11 protein-coding genes are annotated in these 15,491 nt (G+C 69.7%); 1 reads left to right on the plus strand and 10 read right to left on the minus strand.

Annotated features, from left to right (window positions below; all coding sequences use genetic code 11):
- The first annotated feature begins 66 nt into the window (after positions 1-66).
- Positions 67-1,209, plus strand: a complete 1,143-nt coding sequence (gene argE, locus D7V93_RS06565) for an acetylornithine deacetylase (RefSeq protein WP_120642550.1) — start codon at positions 67-69, stop codon at positions 1,207-1,209.
- A 15-nt stretch (positions 1,210-1,224) separates the two neighbouring features.
- Here argE and mfd read toward each other — a convergent pair whose 3' ends face one another.
- From mfd to D7V93_RS06615, 10 genes are all read right to left on the minus strand, one after another.
- Positions 1,225-4,806, minus strand: a complete 3,582-nt coding sequence (gene mfd, locus D7V93_RS06570) for a transcription-repair coupling factor (protein ID WP_120642551.1) — start codon at positions 4,804-4,806, stop codon at positions 1,225-1,227.
- 116 nt (positions 4,807-4,922) lie between these two features.
- Entirely contained in the window at positions 4,923-5,618 is a 696-nt protein-coding gene (locus D7V93_RS06575) for a pilus assembly FimT family protein (protein ID WP_120642552.1), read from the minus strand.
- Positions 5,615-6,844, minus strand: coding sequence for a PilW family protein (locus D7V93_RS06580; RefSeq protein ID WP_120642553.1), 1,230 nt, complete (start codon positions 6,842-6,844; stop codon positions 5,615-5,617). The genes D7V93_RS06575 and D7V93_RS06580 overlap by 4 nt, the downstream gene beginning before the upstream one ends.
- Positions 6,841-7,353 (minus strand): type IV pilus modification PilV family protein, encoded by a 513-nt coding sequence (locus D7V93_RS06585; RefSeq protein WP_120642554.1) that lies wholly within the window; start codon positions 7,351-7,353, stop codon positions 6,841-6,843. Before D7V93_RS06585 ends, D7V93_RS06580 begins: the two co-directional genes overlap by 4 nt.
- Positions 7,350-11,717, minus strand: coding sequence for a DUF4114 domain-containing protein (locus tag D7V93_RS06590; RefSeq protein ID WP_120642555.1), 4,368 nt, complete (start codon positions 11,715-11,717; stop codon positions 7,350-7,352). The genes D7V93_RS06585 and D7V93_RS06590 overlap by 4 nt, the downstream gene beginning before the upstream one ends.
- Positions 11,717-12,157 carry a c-type cytochrome gene (locus D7V93_RS06595; protein WP_158623660.1) on the minus strand — a complete coding sequence of 147 codons (441 nt, stop codon included), beginning with the start codon at positions 12,155-12,157 and terminating at the stop codon, positions 11,717-11,719. Before D7V93_RS06595 ends, D7V93_RS06590 begins: the two co-directional genes overlap by 1 nt.
- 23 nt (positions 12,158-12,180) lie before the next feature.
- Entirely contained in the window at positions 12,181-12,873 is a 693-nt protein-coding gene (locus tag D7V93_RS06600) for a hypothetical protein (RefSeq protein WP_120642557.1), read from the minus strand.
- A gap of 208 nt (positions 12,874-13,081) precedes the next feature.
- Entirely contained in the window at positions 13,082-13,396 is a 315-nt protein-coding gene (locus D7V93_RS06605) for a hypothetical protein (protein WP_120642561.1), read from the minus strand.
- Positions 13,397-13,458: 62 nt separating this feature from the next.
- A complete protein-coding gene (locus D7V93_RS06610) occupies positions 13,459-13,782 on the minus strand; it encodes a c-type cytochrome (RefSeq protein WP_120642558.1) in 324 nt (107 codons plus the stop codon).
- A 41-nt stretch (positions 13,783-13,823) separates the two neighbouring features.
- The coding region (locus tag D7V93_RS06615) for a hypothetical protein (protein ID WP_372338294.1) at positions 13,824-15,491 on the minus strand (1,668 nt) is incomplete at its 5' end.

Genomic DNA, 15,491 nt, shown 5'->3' on the forward strand with positions numbered 1-15,491 from the left:
AGCCACGGGCGGCTGGCATCGCGGCGCGGGCGGTGGCATGCAGGTGGCCTGACTGGAGGCCATCCCATGAGCGACACGCTGCCCGCGCTGCGGGCCACCCTGGCGGAGCTGGTGGCGCTGGACACGACGTCCTCGCGCCCCAACGCGCCCCTCATCGACTACGCCCAGGCGAAGCTGGAGGCCGCGGGCTTCAGCGCCGAGCGGCAGCACTACACCGACGACGCGGGCGTGGCGAAGGTGAACCTCGTCGCGCGCAAGGGGGACGCGGACCGCGCCGCGCTCGCGCTGGTGGGTCACTCCGACTGCGTGCCCTACGACGCGGCCTGGACGGACGCGCTGCGCCTCACCGAGCGGGACGGCAAGCTGTACGGCCGCGGCGCGTGCGACACCAAGGGCTTCATCGCCTGCGCGCTGCACGCGGCCACGCGCAAGGACCTGCCCGCGCTCGCGGCCCCGCTGCTCGTCATCCTCACCGCGGATGAAGAGGTGGGCCTCGTGGGGGCGAAGAAGCTGGTGTCCGCGGGCCTGGGCCGCGCGCGCCACGCCATCGTCGGAGAGCCCACGCGCCTCATCCCGGTGCGCGCCAACAAGGGCTACTGCCTGGCGGAGGTGGAGGTGCTGGGCAAGGAAGGCCACAGCGCGTACCCGGAGCTGGGCGCGTCCGCCATCTTCCGCGCCGGCCGCTTCCTCCAGCGGCTGGAGACGCTGGCGAACACCGTGCTGCGCGAGGACCGCGACGAGGGCTTCCAGCCGCCCTTCACCACGGTGAACGTGGGCCTCATCCAGGGCGGCAAGGCGAAGAACGTCCTGCCCGGCTCCTGCCGCTTCACCGTCGAGTGGCGCCCCATCCCTGGCCAGTCCACCGAGCGCGTCCCGGAGCTGATGGAGCACATCCGCCAGGAGCTCACGCGCGACGAGCCCGCCTACGAGGCCCGCATCAAGGTGCTGCGCACGGACCGGGGTGTCCACACGCGCGGGGACGCGGACGTGGTGCGCTTCCTGGAGGAGGTCAGCGGCAACGCATCCGAGACGGTGTCCTTCGGCACGGAGGCCCCGCAGCTCACGGAGCTGGGCGCGGAGGCCGTGGTGTTCGGCCCCGGCGACATCCGCGTCGCGCACCAGACGGGGGAGTTCGTCCCCATGGAAGACCTGGTGCGCTGCGAGGCCGCCCTGACGCGCGCGGTGGCCCGCTTCTGCGCCGGGCGCTGAACCCGCGCCGCCCTGTCAGTGCCGGGGCAGCGCGCAGGTGCCCAGGTCGCGCAGCATCTTGTGCGCCTCCCCGAGCAGCGCGTGCCCCTTCACCTCCGGGGGCACGCGGGCGATGAGCTTCATGTCCGGCGTGAGCCGGTAGTAGCCCTTGGAGCGCTGCACCAGGGCCGCCACCTTCATGCCGTCCAGGAGCGCGTCGCCACCCAGCGCCATCGACAGGCGGTTGGGGCCGCCTTCGAGCGCGCGCAGCCGCAGCTCCCGCATGTCGATCTTCAGGAGCGTCACCTCGGAGAGCGCGTCCACCTCGTCGGGCGCCTCGCCGTAGCGGTCCACCAGCTCCGCGCGCAGGTCCGTCACCTCGTCCGGGTGGCTGGCCTGGCTGAAGCGCTTGTAGAACACCAGCCGCTGGTGCACGTCCGCCACGTAGTCGTCGGGGATGAGCGCCGGCAGGGGCAGGTTGATGTCCGGCTCCACGTGCACCTTGGGCGGCTGGCCCTGCAGCTCCGCCACCGCCTCCTCCATGAGCTGCGCGTACAGGTCGAAGCCGATCTCCGCGATGGCGCCCGACTGCTTCTCGCCCAGCAGGTTGCCCGCGCCGCGGATCTCCAGGTCGTGGCTGGCGATGGAGAAGCCCGCGCCCAGCTCGGTGAAGTTCTGCAGCACCTCCAGCCGCCGCTGCGCGTCCTTCGTCACCGGACGGCGGGTGGGTACCAGCAGGTACGCGTACGCGCGCTCCTTGCTGCGGCCCACGCGGCCGCGCAGCTGGTAGAGCTGCGCCAGGCCGAACTGATCCGCCCGGTTGACGATCATCGTGTTGGCGCTGGAGATGTCGATGCCGCTCTCGATGATGCTCGTGCACAGGAGCACCTGGTACTTGCGCTCGGTGAACGCCAGCATCACCTTCTCCAGCTGCCCCTCGCCCATCTGCCCGTGCGCCACGCCGAGGGTGACGTTCGGCAGGAGCTTCTTGAGCTCCTGCTCCATGGAGGCCAGCGACTCCACGCGGTTGTGCACGAAGAAGACCTGCCCGCCGCGGGCGATCTCCCGCTCGACGGCCTCCTTGATGACGGTGTCGTCGTACTTCATCACGAAGGTGCGGATGGCCCGCCGGTCCTGCGGAGGCGTGGCGATGATGCTCATGTCGCGCACGCCGGACATGCTCATGTGCAGCGTGCGGGGAATCGGCGTGGCCGTCAGTGTCAGCACGTCCACCTGCGTGCGCAGCCGCTTGAGCGCCTCCTTCTGCTTCACGCCGAAGCGCTGCTCCTCGTCCACCACCAGCAGCCCCAGGTCCTTGAAGGCCACCTCGCCCGCCAGGAGCTTGTGCGTGCCGATGACGACGTCCACCCGGCCCTCCTTGGCGCGCTTGAGGATGTCGCGCACCTCCGGGGGCTTGCGGATGCCGGAGATCACTTCCACCGTGACGGGGTAGTCCTTGAAGCGCTTCTTGAACGAGTGGAAGTGCTGCTGCGCCAGCACCGTCGTGGGCACCAGCACCGCCACCTGCTTGCGATCCAACGTGGCCTTGAAGGCGGCTCTCATCGCCACCTCCGTCTTGCCGTAGCCCACGTCGCCGCAGACCAGCCGGTCCATCGGCTGCGGCTTCTGCATGTCCGCGAGCACGTCCTCGATGGCCTTCGCCTGGTCCGGCGTCTCCTCGAACTCGAAGTCCGCCTCGAACTGGGCGTAGTACCGGTCCGGCGGCTGGAACGCGTAGCCCGGGTGCGCCTTGCGCGCGGCGGCCATCTGCAACAGCTCCGCCGCCATCTTGAGCAGCTGCTCCTTGACGCGCTTCTTCGTCTTCTCCCAGCTCGTCGTGCCCAGCTTGTCCAGCTGGACCGTCTCCGGGTTGCCGCCCGTGAACTTCTGGATGAGCCGCATGCGGCCCACCGGCAGGTAGATCTTGTCGCGCCCCGCGTACTCCAGGACGAGGAAGTCCCCGGGGACGCCCTGCACCTCCATCTTCGTCAGGCCCGCGTAGCGCCCGATGCCGAAGTCGGTGTGGACGATGAGGTCGCCCTCCTTCAGGTCCTTGAAGCCCGCGGCGAACGCGTCCAGCTTCTTGCTACGCTTGACGCGGCGGCGGGAGCGGACGCCGAAGATCTCCTCGTCCGCGAGCACCACCAGTCGGCCCTCCGTGTCCACGAAGCCGTGGCTCACCTCGCCGGTGAACAGGTGCGCGAACACCGAGGGCTCGTAGAGCTTCGCGGGGTCCTCCAGGGCTTCCGTGTGCACCTTCACCATCACGGAGCGATCCAACAGCAGCCGCTTGAGCCGGTCCGCCTGGCTCAGCGTCCCGCACGCCACCGCGCACGCCACGCCGGTGTCGCGCCAGCGCTGCAGCCGCTCCACCAGCGGGGTGAGGGCGCCCTCCTCGCCATGGTGCGCGAGGATGGCCTCGCGCAGGTCCTGCGTCGTGCCGAAGGTGAAGGCCACCGGCACTTCCGTCTGCGTGAGGGACAGGCCGCCGCCCTCCATCACGCGCAGGGCCTTGAGCTGCGCGGCCACGCCTTCACGCGACAGGAAGTGGTGCTCCGGCGAATAGGTGAGGTCCTGGCGCGCGTCCGCCTCCTCCACGCCCTTCGCCAGCTCCGTCCACAGCTCGTCCACGGCGCGGTCCAGCCCCACCGGGTCGTCCAGGTAGACGACGGGCTCCGGGGCCCACGCGCGCAGGTAGTCGAACACGGTGACGAGCCCGCCCTCGAAGAAGCCGGGCAAGAGCCCCTCCAGGCCGAAGCCGGGCAGCCCCTCGCGCAGCGCCTCCAGCCGCTCGCGCAGCTTGATGGTGGGCAGGTTGATGCGGTCGGCCACGTGCCGCGCGGCGGCCTCGGCGCGCGGGCGCGTGTCGTCGGTGAGGAGCAGCTCGCGCGCGGGCACCAGGTCCACGGCCTTGAGGGCGTCCACCGTGCGCTGCGACTCCGGATCGAAGACGCGGATGGACTCAATGGTGTCCCCGAAGAACTCCAGGCGCACCGGCCGCTCGTACAGCGGGCTGAACACGTCCAGCAGGCCGCCTCGGACGCTGAAGGTGCCCTTGTCCTCCACCAGCGGGCTGTTCTGGTAGCCCATCAGCGACAGCTGTCGCGCCAGCGTGTCGCGGTCGAAGTCCTGCCCCACCTCCACGCGCTGGGCCAGCTGGGCCATCACCGCCAGCGGCAGCACGCGGCGGTGCAGCGCGCGCACCGACAGCACCAGCGCGGGGAACGGTGTGCCGCGCGCCAGGTGGAACAGCGCGCCCAGCCGCTCCGTGATGGGGCCGGCTTCCGGCGACAGCTCGTCGTAGGGCAGCACCTCATCCGCGGGCAGGCGCAGCACCCGGGGCTCCAGCAGGCTGCCGGTGCCGCCCAGGAAGAAGGCCAGGTCGTGCGCGAGCGCGTCCGCCGCCTCCTCGTCCACGGCCACGCACACCAGGGGCGCCTTCAGCTCCCGGTGCAGGCGGGCGAGCAGGTGCCCGCGCGCCGCCCCCTTCACCCCCTGGGTCCGTGCGCGGTGTCCGACGTGGAGGGTGGCCAGGAGCCGGGCGAAGGCGTCTGAAGACGGAGGCGTGCCGCCGGGCCAGGGCGTGGCGTCTGACTTGGGGGGGAGCAAGGTGTCCATGCGTGGGCCCGGGAAGGGCCCTCGTGGCTAATTAGGGTGCCCCCCGCCCCAAATCAACGCTGGATGCTGACTGCCCCTCCTGCGGCCGGAGAACCGGACGGCCGCAGGGCTGCGCTTCAGGGCGCCGCGCAGGCCGCCGTCAGCCGGACGTCCTTGTAGGTGACGTTGGAGGAGGTCGCGGCCAGCGAGTCGCAGTCCATCACGCTGGACAGGCCCGTCAGCGGCTCCACCATCAGCACGCTCTTGACGCGGTTGGAGGTGAACTTGAACTGGATGGAGCTGTCCGTGGGCGCCGCCGCGGCGATGGCGGCCGGCGTGCCGAGCGACCCGCGCAGGCAGTCCATCCTGTTGAACACCGGCCGCCCGGAGCCCGGCAGGAAGCAGAGAGCGTGCATCGACGTGGCGTTCATCGTGGACGGGATGACGACGTCCGTGCCCGTCTCGCTGCAGCACTCGGGGTTGGTGCGGCATGACGTGTTCAGGCAGGTCGCGCTGGGGCACGCGTCCAGGGTCCATACGTCCGGAGCGCTGAGGTTGTCTCCGCACTTCAACCGCTCCCAGCGGGCCACGGTGTACGAGCGGCCGTCCGGCTGGGGGACGTTGTTCTCCACCACGAACCGCACCGGCTGGTTGGTGCTGATGGCCAGCTGGCGCGCCCTCAAGGCGGACGACCACAGCTCGCGCGTGGCCGTGCCCTCGCGCTGCCCGTTGATGCGGCCCTGCATCCCCGCCACCGCCAGGGTGATGAGCACCGCCACCACCGCCACGGCCGTCATCAGCTCCAACAACGTCATGCCTCGCGTGTGCCTCATGGCGTGGCTCCCGTCGGCTCCGCCGGCTTCCGGATCATCCCCACGGACATGAAGTTGCGCGGCTCCACCTTGAACGTGAAACGCCGTCGCTTGTAGCCGTCCCGCACGTACCCCTCCTCATCCGTGCCCGCCTGGACCGCATCCTGGTTGGAGCGGCGGGTCCGGACGACCAGCGTCACCTCCAGTTGGCGCACCCGCTGACGCAGGCGCGTGATGAGCTCCGCGTCGCTGGCGGGGGCCGCGGGGGTGGTGCCATCCGACTCCTTGCCGCCCAGCCAGCACGCCTTCGTGCCGAAGTCCGCGGTCTTGCACTGGGAGATGGGCGGGTGCGGCTTGGCCAGGTTGTAGGCGTTGGTGCCGGGGTACCAGTCCAGCGTGTTGTCCGCCCGGTCGAAGTCCATGACGCCCTCGCGCACGGTGAGCTGCTCGACGTCGCGGCTCACCACGACCCAGGCCGTCTGTCCCGCGGCCCGGTACTCCAGCGTGGGGATGTTGTTCTTCCAGTTCACCCGGTAGGCGCCGCCGCCCATGCGCAGGGCCAGCCAGTTCTCCACGTCCCCGGTCACCGTGCCCTTCTTCCAGGTGGGCGCGCCGGGATTGCAGGCGGCGGACTCGCTGGCCGGTCCGTTGATGGTGAGCGTGCCCGTGGGATCCGGCGCGCTGTAGCTCACGCTGACGATGTTCACGGGGCAGGACACCTTGAGTCCCCCGCTGACCAGGATGGCGGGCGTCGCGCTCATGGCCAGCGCGGGGTTCGGCACCGTGCAGAAGCTCGTGGCGTTCTGGCGGAAGGAGTTGCTGGTGCAGGGGGCCAGGGTGACCATCCCGCTCGTCTCCCCCCAGTAGATCTCCAGCGCGTCCGACGCCAGTGCCGTCGTGGGGGCCGGCGCGAAGGTGGGATCCGGGCCCATGGTGCCACCCGCGCCCGCCACGCCCACCGCCATGTCCGGCTTGTACCAGACCGTGATGGCGGACCGGTCCCCGTACGAGAAGGACAGGGGCGTGTTGCCCATGCCCGCGCCCGCGCGCGCCAGGTCCAGCGTGAGCAGCTCCTTGACGGCGCGGCCCGTGACCTGCGCCATCATCGTCTGTTCCTCGAAGAGGGCGCGCTTCTGCATCTGCGTGCCCACCACCAGCCCCGTGGTGAGCACGACGACGCCCAGGGCGCTGGCGATCATCACTTCGAGGAGCGTGAAGCCCCGGTCGCGGAGGGAAGACGGTCTCATGGCGCCATTCGGGTCTGGAGGACGATCATCTGTCGGCCCGCGCGCACGCCCGGCTCATCCCAGCTCACGGTCACGCGCACGTTCACGATGTTGCCCGCCGTGGTCCCGGACAGGGGGCGGTTGATGGCGGGCTCGCCCCACTTGCTCCCCTCCACGCTGCCGACGGCCGCGGAGTTGTCCACGTCGACGTTCACTTCGTACTCCCGGGCCACGACCCCGGGGCCCACCGGGGCCGTGTCACTCAGCTCCCCTCCGGCCGTCTGGTAGACCTTCCGGGTGGAGATGTTGCCCAGGTTGTTGCAGGGCGGCGTGCCCTGGCAGCCCATGGTGAGGATCTCCTCCAGGGTGCGCTCCGCGATGACCTGCGCCTGGTTGGCCGTCAGCGTCCGGCGGTTGGCGCGGGAAGTCTGGCTCACCACTGTCATCGCCGCCGCCACGCCCAGCAGCATGACGGCCATGGTGGCCATGACTTCCAGCAGGGTGACGCCCCGCGAGCTGCGCTGCTTCATTGCGGCAGCCTCCCGTCAGGCAGCGGTTCCCACAGCATGATCTGCGAGCGGGGGACGCCGCTGGTGCCGGCCTTGTTGTTCCAGTTCTCGTCGCCCATGACCTGCATCTTGCCCGTCGCGGTGAGCACGAACAGATGCTCGTCGTGAACCACCGGCGGGGAGATGGCGTGGCCCTGCAGGTTGGTCTTCTTCAGCGTGAGGCCGGCCGCCTGGTCGGTGGAGTAGGACATGCCAGACTTCGTCTCGCTGAGGTTGCAGATGTCCGCGGCCTCGCCCACGGCGGTCGCCGCGAAGACGTTCTTCGCGCTGAGCGTCACGCCGCCCCAGAGCTTCTGGCCGGCATCCATCTTCTGCACCCACACGGGGTCCAGCCCCGCCGGCGGGCACGCCTTGGAGCCGGAGGGATCCGCGTCCTCGAAGGCGAGCAGGTGGTACTGGTACTTGGGGTCGTTGGGGTTCGCTTCCGTGGGCCCGTCCGTGTACTCGTCCGGGTTGTCACCCGTGCCGAAGTAGAAGCGCACGGCAGGACCCGCGTCCGTGCTGACCAGCTTCACCGCCAGGTTGGAGTAGAGCTGCTGGTACTCCAGGCCGGTCTGGTAGGCGTCGGCGCGGCCCGCCAGCGCCGTGGAGGCACGGGCCACCATGCACTTCTGGATCTTGCTGCCCAGCTTCTGGGTGGTGTCCACCTTCTTGAGGTTGACGCGCCACACGCTTCCGGACGTGGTGGGCACGTACATGACGTCGTACGTCCCGTCCTGGTCCAGGTCGAGCAGCGCCGTCTCCGCCGCGATGCCGGAGCCCTTCTCGAAGGTGATGACGCCGGCGAGCAGGCCCGCGACCCCGGTGCCGTAGTCGAGCGGCCTGCCCGTCTTCATGTCGAGCAGGAACACCGCGCCCGCGCGCTTGTCCGCCGGCTTGTAGTCGGTGCCCACCACCGCCGCCCAGCGCTTGTCCTTGTCGTCGGAGCCCCACGCCAGCCGGGCCACGGAAGGCGCGTGCCGCGAGCCGGTGTTGTCCGGCAGCAGCAGGGTGGGGGTGATCACCTGCGCCGCGCTGAAGGCGGTGTTCACGACGCTGTCCGCGAGGCTGAACTCCCACAGGGGCAGCGGGTACCAGGACTTGGTCGGGTCCGTGATGTCGAGCGAGAAGACCACGGGGTTGGTCTTGCCCGTCGCGGACACGAGCACCGTCTTGGCGCCGCGCTGCTTCTGGGCCGTCGTCGCGGGCGTCCAGGTGTACTTGGTGGTGTCCTTCCAGTCGTCGGTGTCCCCCAGGTCCACGTTGGCGATGCTGGCGGAGGCCTCCATCTGCGGTCGCACCAGGCTGCCCGAGCCGCGGAAGCGCACGTACTGGTTGCGGTACTGACCCAGCATCAGGCGCGGCATGTAGGAGAAGACCTCGTTGCCCGAGCCGTACTTGCGCGGGGCCGGCGAGGCCGCGTCGCCGCAGGACTCCGGCACGAAGTAGCCACGCTGCTGGTCACCCGCGATGCAGCCGTCCTTGAGCGCGTTGCGGAAGTCGCCCGTGTCGAAGGCGTGGAGCACGCCGCTCATCGTCCCCACGTAGGCCCGGGTGCTCCGGGTCTCCAGGGGCTTCATGAAGTTGTTGCGGTACAGGTCCCGCTCGGCCGGCTTCGCGTTCTGGTACCAGTTGTCCTGGTACGGGGGCACCGCCACCGCCACGGTGGAGAGGTTGATGCCGCCCATCGGCCACGGCCGGCGCGCGTTGTTGCCAGCGGCCGGGTGCCGGTTCTCGTAGCCGTAGAGCCAGTCCACCAGGAAGTCGCGGTCGTTGGTGTCCGTGTCGTCGAACTTGTCCGGGAACTTGGTCTTGTCGACGGTGGGCGTGGCGCAGCGCTCATCGTGGTTCAGGTCGTAGTTGAAGCGGTTGTCGATCTCACTGAAGTCGTTGCAGAGGCTGTCGGGGAACAGCGGGCTTGACTTCGATTTCGCCAGCTCCGTGATCTCCTGGCGATTCAGGCTGTCGTCCATCGAGTACAGCTTGCGCGCGCGCGGGTCGTTGATGGCCAGCGACAGCGCCATCACCCGTCCGGCCTCCCAGCGCAGCTTCGGATCCGTCTTGGTGGTGAGCTCCGGGTTGTAGAGCGACTGGAGGTACAGCCGGCCCCGGATGCCGAAGTCCTTGGTGCCGTCATAGGCGCGGATGCCCGGGCCCGGGAGGCTGCGCTCGGCGCTGCTCCAGCCGGTGCCCCAGGCCTGACCGGGCGTCTCGTTCACGCCCCAGACGGCGACGTTGCCCAGCGTGCTGGGGCTGGAGCGCGCGTAGCTGCCGGAGCGCACCGCCTGGAAGCCGATGTCGACGTCGTCGATGATGGGACGGCACCGCTCGTTGGGGCTGCTGATGTCCACCTTCCAGCACAGCTGCGAACCGGTGAGGCCCAGCGCCAGCAGGTCCAGCTCCACCTCCTGGGTGGGCGGCGAGGTGTCGGGGAAGGGCACCGCGACCCAGTTGGGCGTGAGGTTGGGCACGTACTCACCGGTGCCGCTGTCGATGACGCGGCAGTCCACCGCGATGGAATAGGTGATGGTGGGCTTGACGCCGTTCGCCGTGCAGGCATTGGACCCGACGGGCTCCTCGGTCCAGCAGGGCGCGCTCGTGCAGCCCGTGCGGATCTGCGACGGCGGGGGGCCGGGCTTCGCATAGGGCGCGATGTCGTCCTGCCGGCGGAAGCGGACCTTGGTGATGGTGAAGTCCGGGCCGAGCGACTTCGTCATCGTGTCGGCGGACACGGTGGACGACTTGGCGCCGCCGCCGTTCTCCTTGTTGATGACGAACACCACGTCGTTGAAGTCGCGGTCACCGCCGCCGTTGAGGTCCTCGAAGCCGAGGATCCACCGGAAGGGGTCCGTGGTGGGCGCGCCCACGATGACGTGGGGCATGTAGTTCATGCGGTCCAGGGCGGTGTTGACGGGCGTGGTCTCCGTCCCGGGCCGCATCACCGTCACGCCCTCCTTGGGCATGGCCAGCTTGCCGTAGGCGTTCGTGTTCAGGCGCAGGAGCGTGGCGTCGTCCAGCCAGCCGCAGGCCTTCTTGGAGGTGTTCACGATGGTGCAGGCGTTCTTGAAGTCGGGCGCGCTGCACTTGTCGGAGTAGTCGCAGCCGATGTTGCGCTCCGCCACCGTGTTGTCCGCGGGGCCCAGGAAGTTCTGGTCCAGGTTCCAGGCGGACTTGGAGAAGAACACGGAGACGGACGTGCGCAGGTGCAGCAGGCACTTGCCGTCCTCCACCGGGGAGTCGACGAGCTTGTTGTAGGGCTTGCGCTTGAGGCACGGGGCGACCGTGTCGTTGTCCACGTTGTGGCGGGCGTCGTAGAAGACGACGGTGAAGAAGATGATCTCCTTGCTGCCCGCGATCATCCCCAGGTCGACCGTACGGTCAAAGACGCTGACGCCGTCGTCGGGGTTCACCGGCCGCTCCAGGCCGCTGTAGTCGTACTTGGAGACGTCGTAGTCGGGGACTCCGTCGTTGTCTTCCGACGCGTCCTGGACGGGGCCCAGCTTGCGGAAGACGTCCTTGTCGCTGTCGTCATCCGCGAGCAGGAAGACCATCCGTCCCAGGCCCATGTTGCCGTTGGCGGACGACTTCGGCTCCAGCAGGTTGGGGATGTGGGGGAAGACGCCGTCGTCGGAGGCGTCGTCCTTGTCCAGGTCCTTCGGGTCGTCGTAGTCGGGGTCGCCGTCGTCGTTCTTGCCCAGCTTCATCTGGAGGCCGACCCAGTCCGCCTTGATGTTCTTGGTGCTCGAGGTCCGACCCGGCCGCGCGTCCGTGGTGTCCAGCTGCGACTCGAACTTCTCGTTGCAGTCCTTGTCCATCGCCAGTTCGGGATGGCTGTACTTGAAGCCCCCGGACATGAAGGTCTTGCTGGTGCAGCGCCGCGCCTTCCCGATGTACTTGTTCTTGAGCGGTGAGGTGTCGTCCGGCGGCGTCAGGTTGTAGATGGCCTCGTGCAGGTCGAGGATGCCGTTGCCGTTCACGTCGACGAGGTTGCCGTTCGCGTCCGCGTAGCCTTCCTTCTTCACGTCGTCCATGTACATGTAACCGAGCGCGTGCGAAGCACCGGCGGACTCGTACACGTAGCTGATGGTGACGCGCTGGTCGAACGGGAAGGTGATGTTCTCCGTGTCCAGCTTCTTGAGGTTGGTGAAGAGCTGCAGGCGGCCGTCGGGCCGCAGCTCGATGGTGTTGTTGTCGATGCTGAGGTCGTTGGGACCGATCTTGAACGGGGGCTGCTTGTCCTTGGACAGGTCGTCCTGGCAGAGCTGGTCCGGCGCGGGGGTCTGGGCCACGGCGAGCAGCGGGGCCGTGACCATCAGCATCGCGAGGGCATGAGAGAGCGTCCGCATCACTTCTTCCCCTGGTTCGTCGGCTGGGACTTCGGTTCGACCTTCTTGCGCCGGGCCTTCTCCGCCGTCTGTTGCTCCACCTGTTCCCGCAGCAGCTGGTTGCGCGGCGGCGTCGCCGGCACCGTGACCGTGGCCAGGTAGCCCATCAGGGCGTCCAGATCATCCGGAGCCAGCAGGCGCGTCTCGCAGGCCGTCTTCGGGTTGACCCGGTAGGGTGCCTTCACCCAGGTCCGGACCTCGTCCAGGTTCCGCTTCCGCATCACCTGGCTCATGGCGGGGCCGACCAGGGGCTGGCCGCCGAAGAGGGTGTTCTTCTGGGCCTGCGTCGGAGCTTGGACCGGGTGACAGCGAGCACAGGCCTTGTTGAAGGCCAGCTCGCCCCGGTCCTGGGCGCTGGCGAGCGCAGGGAGCAGGAGCAGCAAGGGGGTCAGGCGTTTCATGGAGGGGCTCATGGAAAGACGGGTTACTGAATGACCCTGACGTCGTCCGAGGGAGGGTCCTGGTCCGTGGGGTTGTCGTACGTCATGTCCGGACCGCAGCCCTTGGTGATGCAGCCGGGCGCGAAGATGGACTCGCTGGTCGCGTTCCTCACGAGCGCCTGCACCACGGAGCGCGTCGGACGACCGTTGGCGTTGGTGACCTCGCCCACGGCGATGACCCACAGCTGGCGGTTGGTGTCGTTGAGCAGGTCGTTGTCCTCGTCGTCATCCCGCACGAAGACGCGGTAGCGCACGTTCTTCTGCTCCGGGTAGTCGACGCCGGCGCCGACCTCGCTGGTGTCCAGGGAGGTGCTGGTGAGCTTGTACTCGTTCCACTTGTCCGTGCCGCTGCCGGGCAGCAGCTCGTACCAGGGGCGGGTGGCGGAGCCCAAGCCGGGCACGCCGGTGACCTTCAACCCGAAGTCCGTCATGGGGATCTGGTTCTTGGTGGAGGCTCCCATGACGATGCGCACCGCCTCGCGCCCTTCGGCCAGGCCCGCCTCGGCGGCGAAGAACGCCTGCTTCTGGCGGCGGGTGTCTGCCTGGCTGTCGGCCTCACGGCCCACCACGCTGAAGCTGAGCATCACCGCCATCGTCACGACGGCGACCACGCCCAGCGCGAGCAGGAGCGTGAAGCCCCGCGGCTGACGGCGGTGGAGATTGGACTGAAGCACCATCGAGGACTCCTTCGCGCGCCCCTGGGGGGAGGCACAGCGGTGAGTCAGATGGTGAGCAATTCGCGTGCCGCGGGGGCTGGCACCCAACCGTCCGGAATAAGGGGGGTGGGTTGAACTGGGGGGTGCCGTTTGACGTCACGCGGCTGCGCAAAGTTTGCGAGCCCCCCATTTCCTGCGGCGTCACCGCCCTTTTCCAGCGGGGATGGCGCTAGCGCTGGCCGCCGCGGAGGGCGGCGCGCAGGCGGAGCATGTCATCCAGGACGCCCGGGTCCACCAGCTCCAGGGCGGCCTGCTGGGAGAGGCCGCGCGAGGACTGGCGGAACTCCTCCTCGTCCTCCTCGCCGCCCTTGCCGCCCTTCTTGTCGTCGCCGCCGCCCTTGTCGCCGCCGCCCTTGGGCATCAGCGCCACCGGCTGGGAGACGCCCGGCTCCAGCCGGGGGAAGGCATTGGCGTCGGCGCGCACCGAGGCGAACAGGCTGACGAGGGACAGGCAGAACACGATGGCGACAGTGAGGGTCTTCATGAGCGGCTCCGATTCTCGCAGTCCCATGACGCCCGGGCGCCACGGGTTATTCATGCGGCGCGCTACTTCGCCTTGAAGGTGCGGATGTATCGCACCAGTGCGTCCATCTGCTCCGGGGTGAGCCGGTCCTTGTAGGCCTTCATCTTCGGGTTGTGGGACGAGCCGTTGGCGATGACGTCGCGCAGCTCGGCGTCCGTTTCGGCCTGCTGCCAGGCGGCCCGACTCATGTCGACGATGGACTCCTTCTGGCCCATGCGCGTCTGGGCGCGGCCATCCGGGCCGTGGCAGGACTTGCAGCTCTTGCTCCAGAGGTCCGCCGCGTCGTCGGCCCGGGCGGCCGGGGCGCACAGCAGCAGGGTGAACAGCAGGCACAGCCGCGTCGTCATGCACCGTCTCCGCGAGAGGGGCCGTCAGTATAGCGGGCGGCTCAGGAGCCCGCGCGAGGCCAGAAGGGTGCGTCCGGACGGCCAGGGGGCTGGAGCCAGACGGACTCCAGGAAGCGCACCGCGTTCTGGTCCGCGGTGTCGTTGCGGGTGAACGCCGCCTGGGCCCCCACCAGCAGCCCCAGCGTCGCGAGCCCCGCCGCCCAGGCTCCGGGGGAGGCCATGCGCCCGGCCGCGTCGCGCCCCAGGGCGAGGAACACGGCCCCCGCCACGCCCACGAGCGCCGCGATCAGCAGCGCGCCCGCGAGCCCCGTGGGGAGGCCCACGAAGGCGAGGACGCTGGGCGGGTGGTAGCCCGCCTGGAGGAGCGGCCGCGCCAGCGCGAGCACGGGGGTGGAGACGTCGTCGGGGATGTAGTTGACGAAGGTGGCGAGGCCGGTGACGAGCACCGACGCCGCGCACAGCATGGCCGCGACGCCCGACAGCCAGGGCCGTCCGGCCTCGCGCAGCCGCTCCAGCACCAGCGCCGCGGGCAGCAGCAGGAAGGGCACGAGCCCGGTGAGGTGGCGAGGCCCCGTCGTCCAGCCCCACGAGTCGTAGGTGAACGACGACGTGAAGTACGTGTAGCCCGCGAGCGTCACCGCGGTCAGCCAGAACAGCGCGCGGGACTCCGGCGCCGCGTGTCCCGCCGCGTGGCCTCTCTGGCGCAGGAGCACGAGGCCGGGCAGGGCGAGCAGCAGGAACGGCGACAGCGTGAACAGCCCCCGCAGCGGGGAGAAGAACGACAGGAAGAAGGCGCGCGGATCCGGCGTGCGGATGCCCAGGAAGCCCCCCAGGTGCCACGGCTGGTAGGCCGCGTCGTTGAGGTGCTTGTAGCCGGTCTCCAGCGGGTGTCCGAAGGTGGCCTGGTGGTAGAGCATCAGCGCCGCGAGGAAGGGCAGCGCGCCCAGGAAGGCGAGCCCCGTGGCCCGGCCCAGCTTCCGGAGCCGCAAGGCCCACGGCCCCCCGGTCCCCAGCAGGTTGAGGGCCGCGTAGAGGATGAGGCCGAGGACGCCCAGCGCGCCGGTGTACTCGGCGGCGACGGTGGCACCCGCGCAGGCCCCGGCCACGACGTAGCCCCGCTCGCGCCACTCGCCGCGCGACAGTCGCCACAGCGCGTAGAAGCCGGCGAAGAGCAGCACCGCTGTCGTCTGGTGGCTCATGAAGAGCAGCGAGTAGCTGAACGCCAGCGAGCCCAGCGCGTACGTCACCGTGACGGCGTCCGCGACCGGGGGCGACACGAAGGCCCAGAGGAAGCGGCGCACCAGCAGGAGCAGGAACAGCGTGGGCAGCACCGTGAGGAAGAGGCGGCTGAAGAAGACGAGCGGCACCTCCGGCACGGCGTAGCGGTGGCCGCCGCCCACGGCGCGCAGGACCGCGTACACGGGCACCGCGGCGAAGGACAAGAGCGGCGCCTTGGACGGGTAGTACTTCCCGTTCATCACCGACAGGTCGCCCACGGGCCCGTAGTCACGCAGGGCGCGGTTGATGTCGAGCGTCCCGTCCTCCACCAGCGCGCGCGTCTGCCACAGCCGGCACAGCTCGTTGGGCGAGCGCAGGCCCGGGTGGTAGGGGAAGAGCACCACGTAGAGCGCCGCGACCGTGGCCCACACGGCCCGCGGGAGGCCCGGGGCCCGGCGGGGCTCCGGCGCGGTGGAGGCAGGCGCCGGGGC

Source organism: Corallococcus llansteffanensis (genome assembly GCF_003612055.1).
Classification (GTDB): Bacteria; Myxococcota; Myxococcia; order Myxococcales; family Myxococcaceae; genus Corallococcus; species Corallococcus llansteffanensis.